The organism is Streptococcus loxodontisalivarius (assembly GCF_016908645.1).
Lineage (GTDB): Bacteria > Bacillota > Bacilli > Lactobacillales > Streptococcaceae > Streptococcus > Streptococcus loxodontisalivarius.
Map to the genome: position 1 here is coordinate 15,566 of NZ_JAFBEH010000015.1, position 15,983 is coordinate 31,548.

Genomic DNA, 15,983 nt, shown 5'->3' on the forward strand with positions numbered 1-15,983 from the left:
AAGTAGCCGTATCTGTAAGCAGTTAAAACTGCAACAGCTACGTCTCTAAATTCCGAGTTTTTAGGGCGTGTTCTAATTCCTTTCTCAATCCACTATAAGAAAAGCAACAACAGATGGATTTTTTATATCATAGAGAGAAGATAAAATGAGAATTTTAGTAGCTGAAGATCAAGCCATGTTAAGGGATGCCATGTGCCAGCTCTTATTGATGGAGGATGAGATTTCTGAGATATTTCAGGCTGGAACTGGCTTGGAGGCGCAGCAAGTCCTCGAGCAAGAAGCGGTAGAACTCGCTATCTTAGATGTGGAAATGCCTGAGAAATCTGGTTTAGAAGTTTTGGAGTGGGCTAAAAAGCAGCAACCAAATCTAAAAGTTATTATTGTTACAACCTTCAAGCGGACAGGCTATTTTCAAAGAGCCGTCAAAGCAGGAGTGGATGCCTACGTGCTTAAGGATCGCTCGACGAGTGAATTGATGGGAACGATTCAAAAGGTAATGGCAGGGCAGAAAGATTATTCGCCAGAGTTGATGGAGAACCTCTTTGTTGCTGAAAATCCTCTGAGCTCTCAAGAACAAAAGGTCCTGTACTTGCTTAGCCAAGGACTGACCAATAAAGAAATAGCTGCGCAGCTCTTCCTATCAAATGGAACTGTCAGAAATTATGTCTCCTCTATCTTTAACAAACTATCAGTAGGAACAAGGATTGAGGCTATGACAAAGGCGCGTGACATGGGGTGGTTGGAGTGAATTGTTCGTCTTTCCACTTGAAAACAGGGTAGAAAACCTTTGCATTTGTCAGAAAATAACAAAAATAACTTGCAATTTTCAAACAATGGTGTATAATAGTTATCAAATCAGAAGAAGTACTTTAAGAGTGATGTTCAGAAAGCTGACGGTTGTTGCGAGTCAGTCGAGGTCTTATAGGAAATGGGCTGATTGGTATCAAGTGAAGGTAAGACATGTCCTTCAGGTAGGCACCCCTTACAGTGCGAGTCCTTGATAGAGGATGATGAGATAGTAGTTGCCAAATAGAAGACTAACTACTAATTGAGGTGGTACCGTGTTAAACCCGATTTAGCGCCCTCACACAGATTTTTTCTGTGTGGGGCTTTTTGTTTATGAGAAACATTTCTGCAATTGCTGTCCTAAATTATACAAAGGATTACTGAGTCGCAAAAATAAAAATTCTACAGTAAATGGTGTTTTTACACTTTGAGGCAGTGGATAAAGCAAACGAAGTTTGCAACAAATGTAGGCGTACGTAGTACGCCGCCTCCGATAGTCTCCGCCGTGGTGCTAAGAGCGACAAAGTCGCTCGGGGGAAAGTAAAAGACCTTAGGCTTTTACTTTAGTAATGAAACCGAAGGTTTGCTTACGACCCCACCACCTAAGGAGACTATCAAAAACAAGAACAAGAAAAAGTAATTAAACAAATCAGAAAGAGGAAGAACAGATGCGTAAAATTTTGAATGCTGACACATTAACACCCATTCTTGCTTACATGCGTGTACAGGGCGAGCACAAGGTTATCCTTGAGTCCATTCCTCGCGAGAAGGAAAATGCCCGCTTTTCTATTGTTGCCTACAACCCAGTCTTTGAAATTAAGTACGATCAAGGTGTTTTGACGGAAAATGGCAAAGCGGTTGATCAAGATCCGCTTGATTACCTCAATCAGCTGACTGTCAAGGGATCAAGCACTGACCTACCTTTTGGTGGCGGTGCTATTGGATTTGTTGGTTATGACATGATCAGTCTCTATGAAAATATTGGAGATATTCCAGAAGATACCATCGGCACACCAGATATGCACTTCTTTGTCTATGAATCTTATTTGATTTTTGACCATAAGAAGGAAAAAGTTTACGTGGTTGAGGATAATATCTACAGCAAACGTGACAATGATGCGGTGCGTCAAGCTCTTGGACAGGTGGTCAAAGATTTACAGACCCAAGCCAGCAATGAGTTCAGTCCACAAGACTTACAAGCTCTGCAATTTTCTAACCATATCGAAAAAGAAAACTTTGAGACCATGGTGGCTGAGGCTAAGCGTCTCATTCGTGAGGGAGATATGTTCCAATGTGTGCTCAGTCAACGTTTTTCTAGTCCTTTTGATGGCGATCCGCTGGACTACTACCGTAATCTGCGCGTGACTAATCCTTCTAACTACCTTTATTTCTACGATTTTGGTGACTATCAGATTATTGGGGCAAGTCCTGAGAGTCTGGTGTCGGTCAAGGATGGTGTTGTAACGACCAATCCAATTGCAGGAACGCGTCCTCGTGGTGCCAGTGAGGAGGAAGATCAAGCCCTAGCTGAGGATCTTTTGGCAGATATTAAGGAAACAGCAGAGCACCGCATGTTGGTTGACCTTGGACGCAATGACATCGGACGCATTGCTACTAACGGCAGCGTCCAAGTGACCAAGTACATGGAAGTTGAGTATTTCCGCTATGTTATGCACTTGACCAGCGTTGTCAAAGGGCAGTTGCTTCCTGAGCTCAATGCCATGGATGCCCTCAAGGCGACTCTGCCAGCAGGTACCGTGTCAGGAGCACCCAAGATTCGTGCCATGAAGCGTATCTACGAGCTTGAAAAGGAAAAACGTGGTGTTTATGCGGGAGCTATCGGCTACCTGTCAGCTACTGGCGATATGGATTTTGCCATTGCTATCCGTACCATGATTTTGAAAAATAGCAAAGCCTACGTTCAGGCTGGAGCAGGGATTGTTTACGACAGCGTTCCTGAAAATGAATTCTACGAAACCATCAACAAGGCCAAGGCCATGACCAGAATAGGAGATGTGCAATGATTTTATTGATTGATAATTACGATTCTTTCACCTACAACCTAGCCCAGTATCTGGGGACATTTACAGAGGTTAAGGTGCTTCGCAATGATGATGACTCTCTTTATGAAGCAGCAGCAGAGGCTGATGGTTTAGTCTTTTCACCAGGACCAGGATGGCCTGCTGACGCTGGCAAAATGGAAGACATGATTCGAGATTTTGCAGGCAAAAAACCTATTCTCGGTGTTTGTCTTGGACACCAAGCTATCGCTGAAACCTTTGGTGGCAAACTAGGATTGGCAAAGAATGTCATGCACGGTAAGCAGAGCAATATCACTTTTGAAGCACCATCACCAATCTATGATGGTATTGACAATGATGTCCCAATCATGCGTTACCACTCAATCGTGGTTGAGCAAATGCCAGCAGATTTTGAAGTGACAGCCATCACCACAGATGACCAAGAAATCATGGCTATTCAGCACAAGGAACTCCCAATCTACGGAGTGCAGTATCACCCAGAAAGTATCGGCTCACCAGACGGCCTCAAAATGATTGAGAATTTTATTAAGATTGTTGCTGGATAGAGCAAATAAAGTTTGTATTAGCTATTGGTGTATGAAGTAAGCTTTTACTGCACTACTTAAGAAAAGCAATAAGTCATAATGGATCAAAAAATTTTATTTGAACACGCCCTGAACACTGTGCAAAAAAGATAACTACGCCTAGACGCTAAAGCGTCGTCGTTATAGTTCCTATTTTTGCTTTGTGTTCCGCGGGCTTTGTATCAGGTGTATTTGAACACGGGCTAAGGTCTTGGCAAAAAAGACTCTTTTTCCTAGAGTCTGACGACCCTTTGTCAAAATCCCTATTTTTGCTGAAACCTTTTAACGCCCTTTGTATCATAAAGAAAGGTAAGTTACAATGAAAGATATTTTTACAAAAATTGCTAATGGTCAGGATTTGAGTCAAGAGCAGGTTGAGAGTCTCTTTGATGATATCCTCAATGACCGACTCAGTGAATCGCAGATTGCCGCCTTTCTTATGGGGCTCAAAGTCAAAGGAGAGACGGCTGATGAAATCACAGGCATTGTGCGTGCTCTCAAAAAACATGCCGTCGTCCTACCAGAAACCTACACAGATGCCATGGATAACTGTGGAACTGGTGGCGACCAGTCATACAGTTTCAATATTTCAACCACAGTCTGCTTTGTATTGGCAGCAGGTGGCATTCGTGTTGCCAAGGCTGGTAATCGTTCCGTTTCTTCAAAATCAGGTTCTGCTGATGTTCTTGAGGCGCTAGGCATCAATATTTCAGCCAGCCCAGAGACGCTCAGCAAGGCGCTTGATGAGGTAGGGCTTGCCTTTATCTTTGCTCAAAGCATGCATCCAGCCATGCGCTTTATTGGTCCAGCCAGACAGGCGCTAGGCATTCCAACTATCATGAACTTGGTTGGTCCCCTGGCAAATCCACTTGACCTTGAAACGCAGCTCATGGGTCTCTACCGTCAGGAATTGCAGGAGACCTTGGCTCAGGTTATGGACAAGCTTGGTCGTAAGCGTGCTATCATCATCACTGGTCCAGACAATATGGACGAGGCGGCTCTCTACGGTGTCAACCATTACACCCTCCTAGACAATGGTGTCATCAGCCAGCACAGCTTTACCTATGAAGACCTTGGCATGCCTAAGGTTGAGTTAGCTGATATCACGGGTGGCGATGCCCAGGAAAATGCTCAGATTCTCCTTAGCGTCCTGCGTGGCGAGGCTAGCCCTTATCTTGAGACAACTGTTCTTAACGCTGGTCTTGGTTTTTATGCTAATGGCAGAGCTGACAGTTTGAAAGAGGGGGTTGACCTAGCTCGTCAGCTGATTGCGGACGGCTCAGCCCTTGCTAAATTCCAAGCACTCAAAGAGGTACAAGTATGAGTAAGACCTTTCTCCCAACCATCTTAGACGAAAAAGAAAAAGAAGTGGCAAGGCTTGTCATGGAGGACTTGCAGCCACTTCGTCAGACCTATTCTTTTTACGAACACGTCAAGGAAAATCCACAGCGACTCCAAATTATCTCTGAAGTCAAGAAGGCTAGTCCTAGTCTTGGTGATATCAATCTTGATGTGGATATTGTTGCCCAAGCCAAGACTTATGAGACAAATGGCGCAGCCATGATTTCTGTTTTGACAGACCAAGTCTTCTTCAAAGGCGATATTGATTATCTCCGTCAGATTTCTAGCCAGGTTGCCATTCCGACCTTGGCTAAGGACTTTATCATCGATGAAAAGCAGATTGTGCGTTCCCGCAATGCAGGTGCAACGGTTATTCTCTTGATTGTGGCTGCTCTGTCAGAAAGTCGTCTAAAGGAACTCTATGACTTTGCGACTGGACTGGGACTGGAAGTCTTGGTTGAAACCCATAATCTGCCAGAGCTTCAAGTGGCTCACCGTATCGGTGCCAAGATTATCGGTGTTAATAATCGTAATCTGGTCACCTTTGAGACCGACCTCAATACCAGTCTTGAGCTGTCAACGCATTTCAAGTCTGAGCCTATTTACATCTCAGAGTCAGCCATCTTCACAGGAGAAGACGCAGGACTCGTGGCACCATTTTTCGATGGTATTCTAGTTGGCACGGCTCTTATGAAGGCTGATAATGTGGCGGATAAGATCAAGGAGCTTGCCATTGACAAAGGTTAAAATTTGCGGATTATCAAGCCCTGAAGCTGTCGCTCAGGCCGTCAAGAGCGGAGCTGATTATATCGGATTTGTATTGGCACCTAGTAAGCGTCAGGTAACTTTGGAGCAGGCAAGAGAGCTAGCGCAAGCTATCCCAGCAGGTGTTCAAAAAGTCGGTGTCTTTGTCAGTCCAAGTCTAGCAGAGCTAGAAGAAGCCATTGCAAGCATTCCCTTGGATGTGGTTCAGGTGCACGGTGACTTTGATGACAAGCTTTTTGAAGAGTTGAGGGTGCCGAGTATTAGAGCCCTTCAAGTGACGAGTGATGCGACTGTTCTTGATAGCGCAGCTGATTTTCTGCTCTTTGATGCACCAGTTGCTGGCTCTGGTCAGACCTTTGACTGGAACTTATTGGCGGATAAAGACATCAAAAAGCCTTATTTTATCGCAGGCGGGCTGACAGCAGACAATGTAGCAGAAGCGCAAGCCATTTTCCAACCCTACGCCGTCGATGTCTCTTCTGGCGTGGAAACTGACGGTGTCAAGGATCTGAACAAGATAGCAAGATTTATAGAAAGTGTGAAAAAATGACCTATAATCAACCAGACAATAAAGGATTTTACGGAAGATTCGGTGGACAATTCGTCCCAGAAACGCTGATGACAGCAGTCATCGAACTTGACGAGGCCTATCGTGAGGCTAAGGCAGATCCAAGTTTCCAAGAGGAGCTGGATGCCCTTCTCAAAAACTATGTGGGGCGTGAGACACCGCTCTATTATGCAGAGCGTCTGACGCAGCATATCGGTGGTGCCAAAATCTACCTCAAACGTGAGGATCTCAACCACACAGGTGCCCACAAAATCAACAACGCCCTTGGTCAAGTTCTCCTTGCCAAACGCATGGGTAAAAAGAAAATTATCGCTGAAACAGGAGCAGGTCAGCACGGTGTTGCCACAGCGACAGCCGCAGCCCTCTTTGATATGGAATGTACTATTTACATGGGTGAGGAAGATGTTAAGCGTCAAGCCCTCAATGTTTTCCGTATGGAGCTGCTTGGAGCTAAGGTCTTCTCAGTGACTGACGGTTCGCGCGTGCTAAAGGATGCGGTTAATGCAGCTCTTCGTGCTTGGGTTGCTAATATCGATGACACTCACTACATCATGGGTTCAGCTCTTGGACCAGCACCATTCCCAGAAATCGTTCGTGACTTCCAGTCTGTTATCGGTAAGGAAGCTAAGCGCCAGTATGCGGAAATCTCAGGCGGTCAACTGCCAGATGCAGTCCTAGCTTGTATCGGTGGTGGTTCAAATGCCATCGGTCTCTTCCATCCCTTTGTGGAAGATGAATCTGTTGCCATGTATGGTGCAGAAGCATCAGGTTTGGGACTGGATACTGAAAAACATGCAGCTACCTTTGCCAAGGGTCGCCCTGGTATCCTACACGGAGCTCTTATGGAGGTTCTTCAAGACGAGCATGGTCAAATCATGGAGGCCTTCTCAATTTCAGCTGGTCTTGACTATCCAGGTATAGGTCCAGAGCACTGCTATTTCAATGATATTGGTCGTGCAACCTATGACTCTATCACTGATGACGAGGCACTTGAGGCTTTCAGTCTTCTCTCACGTCTTGAAGGTATCATTCCAGCTCTTGAATCTAGCCATGCTATTGCCTTGACTCAGAAGGTCGCTAAGGAGCTTGGGCCAGACAAGTCTATCATTGTCTGCCTATCAGGTCGTGGGGACAAGGATGTTATGCAGGTGAAAGAACGCTTTGAAGCAGAAGGGAAGTAAGCTATGACAAAGACATTGACCAAACATTTGGAAGCCATTAAGGCAGCAAAAAAAGGGATTTTCGTCCCTTACATCATGGCAGGAGACCATGTCAAAGGCTTGGATGGGCTCTTTGATACCATTACTTTTTTGGAAAATAGCGGAGCTTCTGCCATTGAGGTCGGAATTCCTTGGTCAGATCCAGTCGCTGACGGACCAGTGATTGAGCTGGCGGGACAGCGCAGCCTTGCCAAGGGTGTCAATCTGACAGCCATCGTTAAAAAATTGCAGGAAAAAGAGAGTCAAGTGCCATTGGTTATCATGACCTATATCAATCCTGTTTATCAGTACGGCATTGAGAAATTTATAGCTGACCTGAGAGAGACATCTGTCAAGGGTTTGATTATTCCAGACCTTCCTCATGAGCATGAAGACATGATTAAGCCATTCTTGGCTGATACAGATATTGCCCTTGTTCCGCTTGTCAGCTTGACAACGGGACTGGATCGTCAGAAGACCTTGATTGAGGGAGCAGAAGGCTTTATTTATGCTGTTGCCATCAATGGTGTTACTGGTAAGGCAGGCAACTACCGTGATGACCTCGATAAGCACTTGGCAAATCTGACTGACCTGGCTGACATTCCAGTCTTGACTGGTTTTGGTGTCTCAACAGAAGAAGACATTGCTCGTTTCAACAAGGTTTCAGACGGTGTTATCGTTGGTACCAAGATTGTCAAAGGCTTGCATGAAGGACAGGATCAGGATATTGCAGACTTTGTTCAACAGGGTTCAAACTACGCTAAATAATAATTTTATAAAAAGAAAGATTATGTCTGACAGAAAAAAATCTCTGTCAAACATGATCTTTTTTGTGAGTTTCAAGTAAATCAGTATAAAAATTTAAGGAAGTTGACAAAATGTCAATTTTAATAAGTTATTTAGGCTGTTTTTATTGCTTTAATCATGACATATATGATAAACTTAGGGAACAAGAATTCGATTAAAATGTATTGCAATATAATCAAAAGGAGAAAAGAATGACAAGTACGCATTATCTTTTACTTTTTTTGTATGGTGCTTTTATTGAATTTTCCATAGTTTCTATCACCTACTACGTTTATACGACGATTTCTAATAAAAAGTGGTCTATCAAGCTTAACATCTTACTTTATCTTGCTCTATTTATCTCATATGTGATTTTTAGGCAGGGAGCTATTCTGCTTAATTTGCTGGCTTTTTTCATATTAAGCTACTGGCAAAATAAAGAGAAGGAGTGGCGTTATCGTCTCTACTATGCGTTTTTTCCAGTTCTTTATGTTGATTTGTGGTCGCGATTTTATTCTGTCATCGTCTTTACCTATATCTTTTCAAAGTCGATAGAAGAGGTCAATTACAGTACTGAACTCTATTTTGCTTCTTATCTGTTAGTTTTTCCGACCTATTTTATCAGCAGAAGCATTCTGATGAGAGAAAACTCTCAGGCAGATCTTTACAATCCTAAGGATGCTAGAGAGGCTGGATATGTAAAAACGATCCTCTATGGCTTACTGGCTTATTTTTTGGTTATTTATGCAATTCCTGCCATCCATGGAGAAATCTATTACTTCAAATTTATGAGTCAAGTTCCACTTCTAACCTCCTATCGCAAGACCTCGATTTTTATTTTCGGCATGCTAACAGTTCTCTTACTTTCTTATCGTAATCAATTTCTAAAAATTCGTTTGAAAGAGAGGCTGAAGAGGCAGTACGATGACCGTTTAGCTAATTTAGCAAATTATGGTAAGCAGTTGGAGGTACTCTACAAGAATATCGCTTATTTCAAACTGGAATCAGGAGTTGAGCTCAAGGAATTTGAAGAAGTGCTTAATAAAAACGACCTTGAACTGGCCAATCAGTATTTTCAAGATGTCATGTCTGAGACACATCATTTTGATAAAAATTATTACAGTCTGACCAAGCTAGCCAATCTTAAAATCACTTCTCTTAAAAGCTTTCTGGCTTCTAAGATTATCTCGGGTGAGGAAGAAGGAATTGAAATCAATCTGGAACTTCCAGATCTTCTTACTGAGACTCCACTTACCGAATTGGAACTTGTTAGGATTGTATCCATTTTTTGGGACAATGCTGTCGAAGCAACACGACTCAGTCAGAAACCGCAGATTAACTTTGCCTTTTTTCACGTAGATGACCAGCTCATGCTTATTATTGAAAATACGACTTCTGATGAAAAAATTGATATTGGAGAGCTTTTTGAAGAAGGTTTTTCAACCAAAGGTAAGGATAGAGGAATTGGTCTATGGACAGTTCAAAAAATATTAAATGACCATTCAAATATCAGTCTGACCACTGAAAGTAAAAAATACCGTTTTAGCCAGCGATTAATCATGAATCTGGAGGAGTAAGAATTAAAGAGAGGTGAGAGATGGACTATTATTTATCATTTGTCTTATTCTATGTTGTGCTTTTTTTAGACAACTGGATTATATTTTCCCATAGTAGCCAGTTGAAACTCCCCCTTCGGAGATTATGGTGGATTGGCTTGATTTTTTGTCTTGTCACCTATACGACAGACTACTTGACGGTACCCTTGGATTTCGTTTTTCTTTATGCCTTGGGCAGATTGGCGGATCCAAAAAGAAAGAGATTGGAGTGGTTTTTCTTTTCAATCTTTACAGTGCTAACCGTTGAAGTTTTGGCTTATGTTCTCTTGATTCTGGTTTTTCCAGCTCTCTTCAGACTGTCTGCGGATACCATCAGCAGCAATAACTGGATCATGGTTCTCAGTTACCTGCTCATTATTCCCTTTTACTTCTTTATTGCTTTTGCGATGCGCTTAGATTTTTCATCCATTCGTCATTATAAGAAGGGAATGCATCCTTGGGGCTTCTATCTAGGGGTTGCTTTGATTTTTTTCTTCTACGCCTATACGCATATTGAAGGTGTACTGATGGTTATCATACCAGGTTATCTTCCTATCTATTATAGGTTTCAGAGCTATTTTATCCTTGCAAATATTTTGATGCTAGCCCTGATATTGGTCTATTTAAACCATCGATCTAAGCAACTTTTGGAAGAAAAGCTGGCGCAGGAAGAAAGAGAGACTCTTAAAAATCTTCAAGAGTATAATGAGCATATTGAAGACCAATATAAGGAACTGCGCAGCTTTAAACATGACTATGAAAATATCATGCTGACGCTGAGAAGCAGTATGGAGAGTCAGGATATTGACAAGGTTAAGGAAGTTTACAATCAGGTTGTCAAACCGTCCTTAACAACTATTTCAGATGAGATTGATGTTTGGCAGTTAGAACACATCAAGGCACCAACTCTAAAGGGATTTTTGTCCTCTAAGATGATTGAAGCGAAACAGCTTGGAATGCAGTTAGATCTAGATTGTCATTTGGTGCTAATGCAGGATTATCAGACTGTTAGTCTTATAATTGCTTGCCTAAATCAGATATTTGAAAGAGCGTTTGAGCTGAATAAAGCTTATAAAGATCCTTTGCATTTTCGTTATGTAGAGCTAAAAGATAGATCTTGTCTACGTTTAGAGCTTCCCTTGAGAGAAGAGACCTTGCTCTTTGATCAGAAGTTTAGGCTAAAAGACTTCAAGGAAGAGTTCCCGAACTTGGATTTGGATTATTTTAGTGAAGAAAATTGTCAAGTCTTTGCCATTCATCTTCCTAAAAATCAAGAAGAAGGATGATTGCTAGTCCCATATAGAGACAAGGGATGAAGGCAATCGCCTTTTTTTCTTTGGTCAGAAGAAAATAGCCCAGTCCTAGTAGACAGGAAATCTCAATTAAGTAGAGAATTTCTTGGAGGTTGAGAAGGAGTGATGCTGTAGCTAGATAGAGAAAATCTCCCTCACCCATCCTGATCCAACCAAGAAAAGCCAGTCCTGCTAAAGCAAGCAGAATCCATGTTAACCCAGTCATAGGATAAAAGCAGACTAAAAGAAAACTAGCAAGAAGCCAGACAAATAGAGGATAAGTTTTAGTCTTGAGGTCAAAGTAGCTTAGTAGCAGTCCGAGAAATAGGAGAATAAGTCGTCCCATACTTTCTTCTTCAAACAATAAAATGATAAGAAATATGAGACTCAGTCCAAGCAAGCAGACTTGTAATTTTTTGAAAGTGTACTTAAAAGATGTCATACTTATTTATTCGAAAAAAGTCTTTTACTTGCAAAAATGGCAGAAAAAGACTAGAATAGAATTATAAAGTTAACGATAACCATTCTAAATAAGTTTGTCGTTACATTACTTAAAAATCATCATGAGCTAGCTGCTGAGGAAGTAATCAATACGGTCAGTCAGCTAACACTATTTATTTAAATAAAAGGAGAAATCAGATGACACCAGTTATTTCAGTTGAACTTCAAGAAACTCAAGTTAAGAATTATGTCAAAACTAAGGTTATCCTTAATCAAGCAGTTGCAGATATTTCAGTGGCAGCTTCTATCATTCACCAAACACACTGGTATATGCGCGGAGCAGGTTTCATGTATCTTCACCCAAAAATGGATGAGCTTATGGACAGCCTAAATGATACACTTGACGAAATGAGCGAACGCTTGATCACCATCGGTGGCGCACCATTTTCAACTTTGAAAGAATTCTCAGAGCAATCAAACTTGGAAGAAAAGCCAGGAACTTACGAGACTTCAATGGAAGACCGCTTGGCAAATCTTGTGGATGTTTACAAATATTTGGCTAGCCTTTTCCAAACAGGACTTAACATCACTGATGAAGAAGGCGATAACCCAAGTAACGACCTCTTCTCAGATGCCCTCGCAGAAACAGAAAAAACAATCTGGATGCTCCAAGCAGAGATTGGACAAGCACCAGGACTACGTTAATCAAAAGAAGGAGGCTGGGACAAAAGTCCTATCCTTCTTCTTTTTTATAATCTAGTTTGCAAGACGCAGTGGTTGAGTGGGCTCTAATTCGTTGATAAATCAACTCTTACAGCCCTACTCAACTGTGCGGAGGTGGGACGACAAAATCGAATTCCTTTGGAATTACCGATTTTTGTCCCACTCTCTTTTTGAGGAATTCAATATTTTGTGCAAACGTTTGCATTTAACTCTTGAAAACTCTTTCTTTTTTTGTTAGAATCTAAATTATGAAAACCTTATACGATGTACAGCAGTTATTAATAGGCTTTGGAATCTATGTCTATCTAGGCAAACGATTATATGATATTGAGATGATGAAGTTGGAACTTGAGCGACTTTATGACAATGGTTTAGTTGACAAGGAAGACTATATGATTGCGGAGCTGATTTTGCGACGAGAGCATCGCATTGAAGAAAAAAATGAGGCTTCTAAAGAAGATTAAAGAGGTAAAAAGATGGCACAAAAACTTTTAGGAATTGACCTTGGTGGAACAACTGTTAAATTTGGGATTTTGACTCTGGATGGACAGGTTCAGGAAAAATGGGCGATTGAGACAAATATTTTGGAAGATGGAAAACATATTGTTCCAGATATTGTAGCTTCTATCAAACACCATTTGGATCTTTATGGTTTGACGAAGGATGACTTTGTCGGTATCGGGATGGGCTCTCCTGGGGCGGTTGACCGTCAGGAAAAGACAGTAACAGGTGCCTTCAACCTCAACTGGTCTGAGACTCAGCAGGTTGGTTCTGTTATTGAAGCTGAAGTCGGTATTCCATTTGCTATTGATAATGATGCCAATGTGGCTGCGCTAGGTGAGCGCTGGGTTGGAGCTGGCGCTAACAATCCTGATGTTGTCTTTGTGACACTTGGAACTGGTGTCGGTGGCGGTGTTATCGCTGATGGTAATCTCATTCACGGTGTTGCTGGAGCGGGTGGTGAGATTGGTCACATTATTGTTGAACCAGAAAATGGATTTGACTGTACTTGTGGCAACAAGGGTTGCCTTGAGACTGTGGCATCTGCGACAGGTATCGTACGCTTGGCTCACCAGATGGCAGAAAGTTACGAAGGCGCTTCTCCAATCAAGGCTTCACTTGATAATGGTGAAAGTGTGACGTCGAAAGATATCTTTGAGGCAGCGCAGGCTAATGACAGCTTTGCTAACAGCATTGTTGATCGTTTCACTTTCTACTTAGGGCTTGCGACGGCAAATATTTCAAATATTCTTAACCCTGATTCAGTAGTTATCGGTGGTGGCGTTTCAGCAGCAGGTGAGTTTTTGAGAAGCCGAGTTGAAGACCATTTCAAAAAATATAGCTTCCCGCAAGTGCGTCAAACAACACAAATCAAGTTGGCTCAGCTAGGCAATGATGCAGGTATCATCGGAGCTGCAAGCTTGGCAAGTCAGTTTATTGAAGCCTAAGGAGGAAAACATGTCTCTTTTGATTTTTCTTCTTACAGTTCTTATTGTCTTTACTGCTTGGACTGCCTGGAACTATTATGGACTACGTCGCAAGGCTAAATTTGTAGGAAATGAAAGTTTCAAGGACTTGATTCATCAAGGTCAGCTTATTGATGTCAGAGAAGCGGCAGCCTTTCAGGAAAAACATATTCTGGGTGCTAGAAATCTCCCACAATCTCAATTGAAACAGTCCCTATCAGCACTTAGAAAGGACAAACCTGTCCTCGTCTATGATTCTGGGAATGGTCAGGTTATTGCGAGATCAATTGGGATTTTACACAAGGCTGGTTTCAAAGACATTTATGTACTAGAGAATGGTTTAGCTGGCTGGAATGGTAAAACAAAATAATGAATTAAAAGATTGAAAAGATAGGTTGAAAGAATCATACTTTCTGACTTATAACTTTTCAGTCTTTTTCCTTTTCTATCCTGTAAAGGATATGAAAACATTTACACTCAGTTGAGCTCTGCCATTTTCCAAAAAATGTGATATACTTGAAAAGTTAAAATAAATTATGCAATAAGAGGAAAAAATGACTAATTTAAGAGAAGATATCCGTAACGTTGCCATCATCGCCCACGTTGACCACGGAAAAACTACCCTTGTTGACGAGCTTTTGAAACAATCTCAAACGCTTGATGCACGTGCTGAACTTGATGAGCGCGCAATGGACTCAAACGATCTTGAAAAAGAGCGTGGTATCACAATCCTTGCAAAAAATACAGCTGTTGCCTATAACGATGTTCGTATCAACATCATGGACACACCAGGACACGCGGACTTCGGTGGAGAAGTTGAACGTATCATGAAAATGGTTGACGGTGTTGTTCTTGTTGTCGATGCTTACGAAGGTACAATGCCTCAAACACGTTTTGTTTTGAAAAAAGCTCTTGAGCAAAACTTGACACCTATCGTTGTTGTTAACAAAATTGATAAACCATCTGCACGTCCAGAAGAAGTTGTTGACGAAGTTCTTGAACTTTTCATCGAACTTGGTGCTGATGACGAACAATTGGAATTCCCAGTTGTTTATGCTTCAGCTATCAACGGAACATCATCACTTTCAGATAATCCAGCTGATCAAGAAAAAACAATGGCACCGATCTTTGATACTATCATCGAGCACATTCCTGCTCCAGTTGATAACTCAGATGAGCCACTTCAATTCCAAGTGTCGCTTCTTGACTACAACGATTTCGTTGGTCGTATCGGTATCGGACGTGTCTTCCGTGGTACTGTTAAAGTTGGTGACCAAGTTACCCTTTCAAAACTTGACGGTACAACTAAAAACTTCCGTGTTACAAAACTTTTCGGTTTCTTTGGTCTTGAACGTCGTGAAATCCAAGAAGCTAAAGCTGGTGATTTGATTGCCGTTTCAGGTATGGAAGACATCTTCGTTGGTGAAACTGTAACACCTACTGATGCGGTTGAGCCACTTCCAGTTCTTCGTATCGATGAGCCAACTCTTCAAATGACTTTCTTGGCAAATAACTCACCATTTGCAGGTCGTGAAGGTAAACACGTAACATCACGTAAAGTTGAAGAGCGTCTTTTGGCTGAGCTTCAAACAGACGTATCTCTTCGTGTTGAAGCAACTGATTCACCAGATAAATGGACTGTTTCAGGTCGTGGTGAGCTTCACTTGTCAATCCTTATCGAAACAATGCGTCGTGAAGGTTATGAACTTCAAGTTTCAAAACCAGAAGTTATCATCAAAGAAATCGATGGCGTGAAAATGGAACCATTCGAACGTGTTCAAATCGACACACCAGAAGAGTACCAAGGTGCTATCATCCAAGCCCTTTCAGAACGTAAAGGTGACATGCTTGACATGCAAATGGTTGGTAACGGTCAAACACGTATTATCTTCTTGGTACCAGCTCGTGGTCTTATCGGATTCGCAACAGAGTTTCTTTCAATGACGCGTGGTTATGGGATCATCAATCATACCTTTGACAAATACATGCCGTATATCAATGCTGAAATCGGTGGTCGTCACCGTGGTGCCCTTGTTTCTATCGATAACGGTAAGGCAACAACTTACTCAATCATGCGTATCGAAGAACGTGGTACAATCTTTGTTAACCCAGGTACAGAGGTTTACGAAGGTATGATCATCGGTGAAAATGCTCGTGAAAACGACCTCGGAGTCAATATCACAACTGCTAAACAAATGACAAACGTCCGTTCAGCAACGAAAGACCAAACTGCTGTTATCAAGACACCACGTATCTTGACACTTGAAGAATCAATCGAATTCTTGGATTATGATGAGTACATGGAAGTTACACCAGAGTCAATCCGTCTTCGTAAACAAATTCTTAACAAGGCTGCACGTGATAAAGCTAACAAAAAGAAAAAATCAGCTGAATAAGACAATTCTAGTCTAGATTG

The 15,983-nt window shown here is 41.9% G+C and carries 16 protein-coding genes; 15 read left to right on the top strand and 1 reads right to left on the bottom strand.

Annotated elements, in window-relative coordinates:
• Nucleotides 1-145 precede the first annotated feature (145 nt).
• The 10 genes from JOC28_RS04435 (at nucleotide 146) to JOC28_RS04480 (ending at nucleotide 10,931) form a co-directional block, all read left to right on the top strand.
• Nucleotides 146-748: a response regulator transcription factor gene (locus JOC28_RS04435; RefSeq protein WP_205009436.1), complete on the top strand. Its 603-nt coding sequence runs from the start codon at nucleotides 146-148 to the stop codon at nucleotides 746-748.
• A gap of 706 nt (nucleotides 749-1,454) precedes the next feature.
• A complete protein-coding gene (gene trpE, locus JOC28_RS04440; RefSeq protein WP_205009437.1) occupies nucleotides 1,455-2,810 on the top strand; it encodes an anthranilate synthase component I in 1,356 nt (451 codons plus the stop codon).
• Nucleotides 2,807-3,373 (top strand): aminodeoxychorismate/anthranilate synthase component II, encoded by a 567-nt coding sequence (locus JOC28_RS04445; RefSeq protein WP_205009438.1) that lies wholly within the window; start codon nucleotides 2,807-2,809, stop codon nucleotides 3,371-3,373. The genes trpE and JOC28_RS04445 overlap by 4 nt, the downstream gene beginning before the upstream one ends.
• Before the next feature lie 337 nt (nucleotides 3,374-3,710).
• Nucleotides 3,711-4,715, top strand: a complete 1,005-nt coding sequence (gene trpD, locus JOC28_RS04450) for an anthranilate phosphoribosyltransferase (RefSeq protein ID WP_205009439.1) — start codon at nucleotides 3,711-3,713, stop codon at nucleotides 4,713-4,715.
• Nucleotides 4,712-5,479: an indole-3-glycerol phosphate synthase TrpC gene (gene trpC / locus JOC28_RS04455; RefSeq protein ID WP_205009440.1), complete on the top strand. Its 768-nt coding sequence runs from the start codon at nucleotides 4,712-4,714 to the stop codon at nucleotides 5,477-5,479. Before trpD ends, trpC begins: the two co-directional genes overlap by 4 nt.
• The gene (locus JOC28_RS04460; protein WP_205009441.1) at nucleotides 5,466-6,047 is read left to right on the top strand and encodes a phosphoribosylanthranilate isomerase; all 582 of its coding nucleotides are present in this window, start codon (nucleotides 5,466-5,468) and stop codon (nucleotides 6,045-6,047) included. Before trpC ends, JOC28_RS04460 begins: the two co-directional genes overlap by 14 nt.
• Complete coding sequence (gene trpB / locus JOC28_RS04465; RefSeq protein WP_205009442.1) at nucleotides 6,044-7,246, top strand: tryptophan synthase subunit beta; 1,203 nt, start codon at nucleotides 6,044-6,046, stop codon at nucleotides 7,244-7,246. The genes JOC28_RS04460 and trpB overlap by 4 nt, the downstream gene beginning before the upstream one ends.
• A 3-nt stretch (nucleotides 7,247-7,249) precedes the next feature.
• The gene (gene trpA / locus JOC28_RS04470; RefSeq protein WP_205009443.1) at nucleotides 7,250-8,032 is read left to right on the top strand and encodes a tryptophan synthase subunit alpha; all 783 of its coding nucleotides are present in this window, start codon (nucleotides 7,250-7,252) and stop codon (nucleotides 8,030-8,032) included.
• 230 nt (nucleotides 8,033-8,262) lie between these two features.
• A complete protein-coding gene (locus JOC28_RS04475) occupies nucleotides 8,263-9,627 on the top strand; it encodes a GHKL domain-containing protein (protein ID WP_205009444.1) in 1,365 nt (454 codons plus the stop codon).
• Nucleotides 9,628-9,764: 137 nt separating this feature from the next.
• On the top strand, nucleotides 9,765-10,931 hold the full coding sequence (locus JOC28_RS04480) for a sensor histidine kinase (RefSeq protein WP_205009445.1): 1,167 nt from the start codon (nucleotides 9,765-9,767) through the stop codon (nucleotides 10,929-10,931).
• Here JOC28_RS04480 and JOC28_RS04485 read toward each other — a convergent pair.
• Nucleotides 10,909-11,283: an A24 family peptidase gene (locus JOC28_RS04485; protein WP_205009446.1), complete on the bottom strand. Its 375-nt coding sequence runs from the start codon at nucleotides 11,281-11,283 to the stop codon at nucleotides 10,909-10,911. The genes JOC28_RS04480 and JOC28_RS04485 overlap by 23 nt on opposite strands.
• Nucleotides 11,284-11,576: 293 nt before the next feature.
• On the opposite strand from JOC28_RS04485, the gene JOC28_RS04490 reads away from it, so the two are divergent.
• The 5 genes from JOC28_RS04490 (at nucleotide 11,577) to typA (ending at nucleotide 15,963) form a co-directional block, all read left to right on the top strand.
• On the top strand, nucleotides 11,577-12,083 hold the full coding sequence (locus JOC28_RS04490) for a Dps family protein (RefSeq protein ID WP_205009447.1): 507 nt from the start codon (nucleotides 11,577-11,579) through the stop codon (nucleotides 12,081-12,083).
• Nucleotides 12,084-12,349: 266 nt separating this feature from the next.
• Entirely contained in the window at nucleotides 12,350-12,565 is a 216-nt protein-coding gene (locus tag JOC28_RS04495) for a YqgQ family protein (RefSeq protein ID WP_205009448.1), read from the top strand.
• 12 nt (nucleotides 12,566-12,577) lie between these two features.
• Nucleotides 12,578-13,549: an ROK family glucokinase gene (locus JOC28_RS04500; protein ID WP_205009449.1), complete on the top strand. Its 972-nt coding sequence runs from the start codon at nucleotides 12,578-12,580 to the stop codon at nucleotides 13,547-13,549.
• Nucleotides 13,550-13,559: 10 nt separating this feature from the next.
• Nucleotides 13,560-13,937, top strand: a complete 378-nt coding sequence (locus tag JOC28_RS04505) for a rhodanese-like domain-containing protein (protein ID WP_205009450.1) — start codon at nucleotides 13,560-13,562, stop codon at nucleotides 13,935-13,937.
• Between the two features lie 184 nt (nucleotides 13,938-14,121).
• Nucleotides 14,122-15,963 carry a translational GTPase TypA gene (typA, locus tag JOC28_RS04510; RefSeq protein ID WP_205009451.1) on the top strand — a complete coding sequence of 614 codons (1,842 nt, stop codon included), beginning with the start codon at nucleotides 14,122-14,124 and terminating at the stop codon, nucleotides 15,961-15,963.
• The last annotated feature ends 20 nt before the right edge of the window (nucleotides 15,964-15,983 follow it).

Coding starts and splice junctions, on each gene's coding strand:
- JOC28_RS04475 (WP_205009444.1), top strand. CDS start 8,263: ATGACAAGTACGCATTATCTTTTACTTTTTTTGTATGGTGCTTTTATT.
- JOC28_RS04495 (WP_205009448.1), top strand. CDS start 12,350: ATGAAAACCTTATACGATGTACAGCAGTTATTAATAGGCTTTGGAATC.
- trpE (WP_205009437.1), top strand. CDS start 1,455: ATGCGTAAAATTTTGAATGCTGACACATTAACACCCATTCTTGCTTAC.
- typA (WP_205009451.1), top strand. CDS start 14,122: ATGACTAATTTAAGAGAAGATATCCGTAACGTTGCCATCATCGCCCAC.
- JOC28_RS04505 (WP_205009450.1), top strand. CDS start 13,560: ATGTCTCTTTTGATTTTTCTTCTTACAGTTCTTATTGTCTTTACTGCT.
- JOC28_RS04485 (WP_205009446.1), bottom strand. CDS start 11,283: ATGGGACGACTTATTCTCCTATTTCTCGGACTGCTACTAAGCTACTTT.
- JOC28_RS04445 (WP_205009438.1), top strand. CDS start 2,807: ATGATTTTATTGATTGATAATTACGATTCTTTCACCTACAACCTAGCC.
- trpC (WP_205009440.1), top strand. CDS start 4,712: ATGAGTAAGACCTTTCTCCCAACCATCTTAGACGAAAAAGAAAAAGAA.
- trpB (WP_205009442.1), top strand. CDS start 6,044: ATGACCTATAATCAACCAGACAATAAAGGATTTTACGGAAGATTCGGT.
- JOC28_RS04435 (WP_205009436.1), top strand. CDS start 146: ATGAGAATTTTAGTAGCTGAAGATCAAGCCATGTTAAGGGATGCCATG.
- JOC28_RS04500 (WP_205009449.1), top strand. CDS start 12,578: ATGGCACAAAAACTTTTAGGAATTGACCTTGGTGGAACAACTGTTAAA.
- trpA (WP_205009443.1), top strand. CDS start 7,250: ATGACAAAGACATTGACCAAACATTTGGAAGCCATTAAGGCAGCAAAA.
- trpD (WP_205009439.1), top strand. CDS start 3,711: ATGAAAGATATTTTTACAAAAATTGCTAATGGTCAGGATTTGAGTCAA.
- JOC28_RS04490 (WP_205009447.1), top strand. CDS start 11,577: ATGACACCAGTTATTTCAGTTGAACTTCAAGAAACTCAAGTTAAGAAT.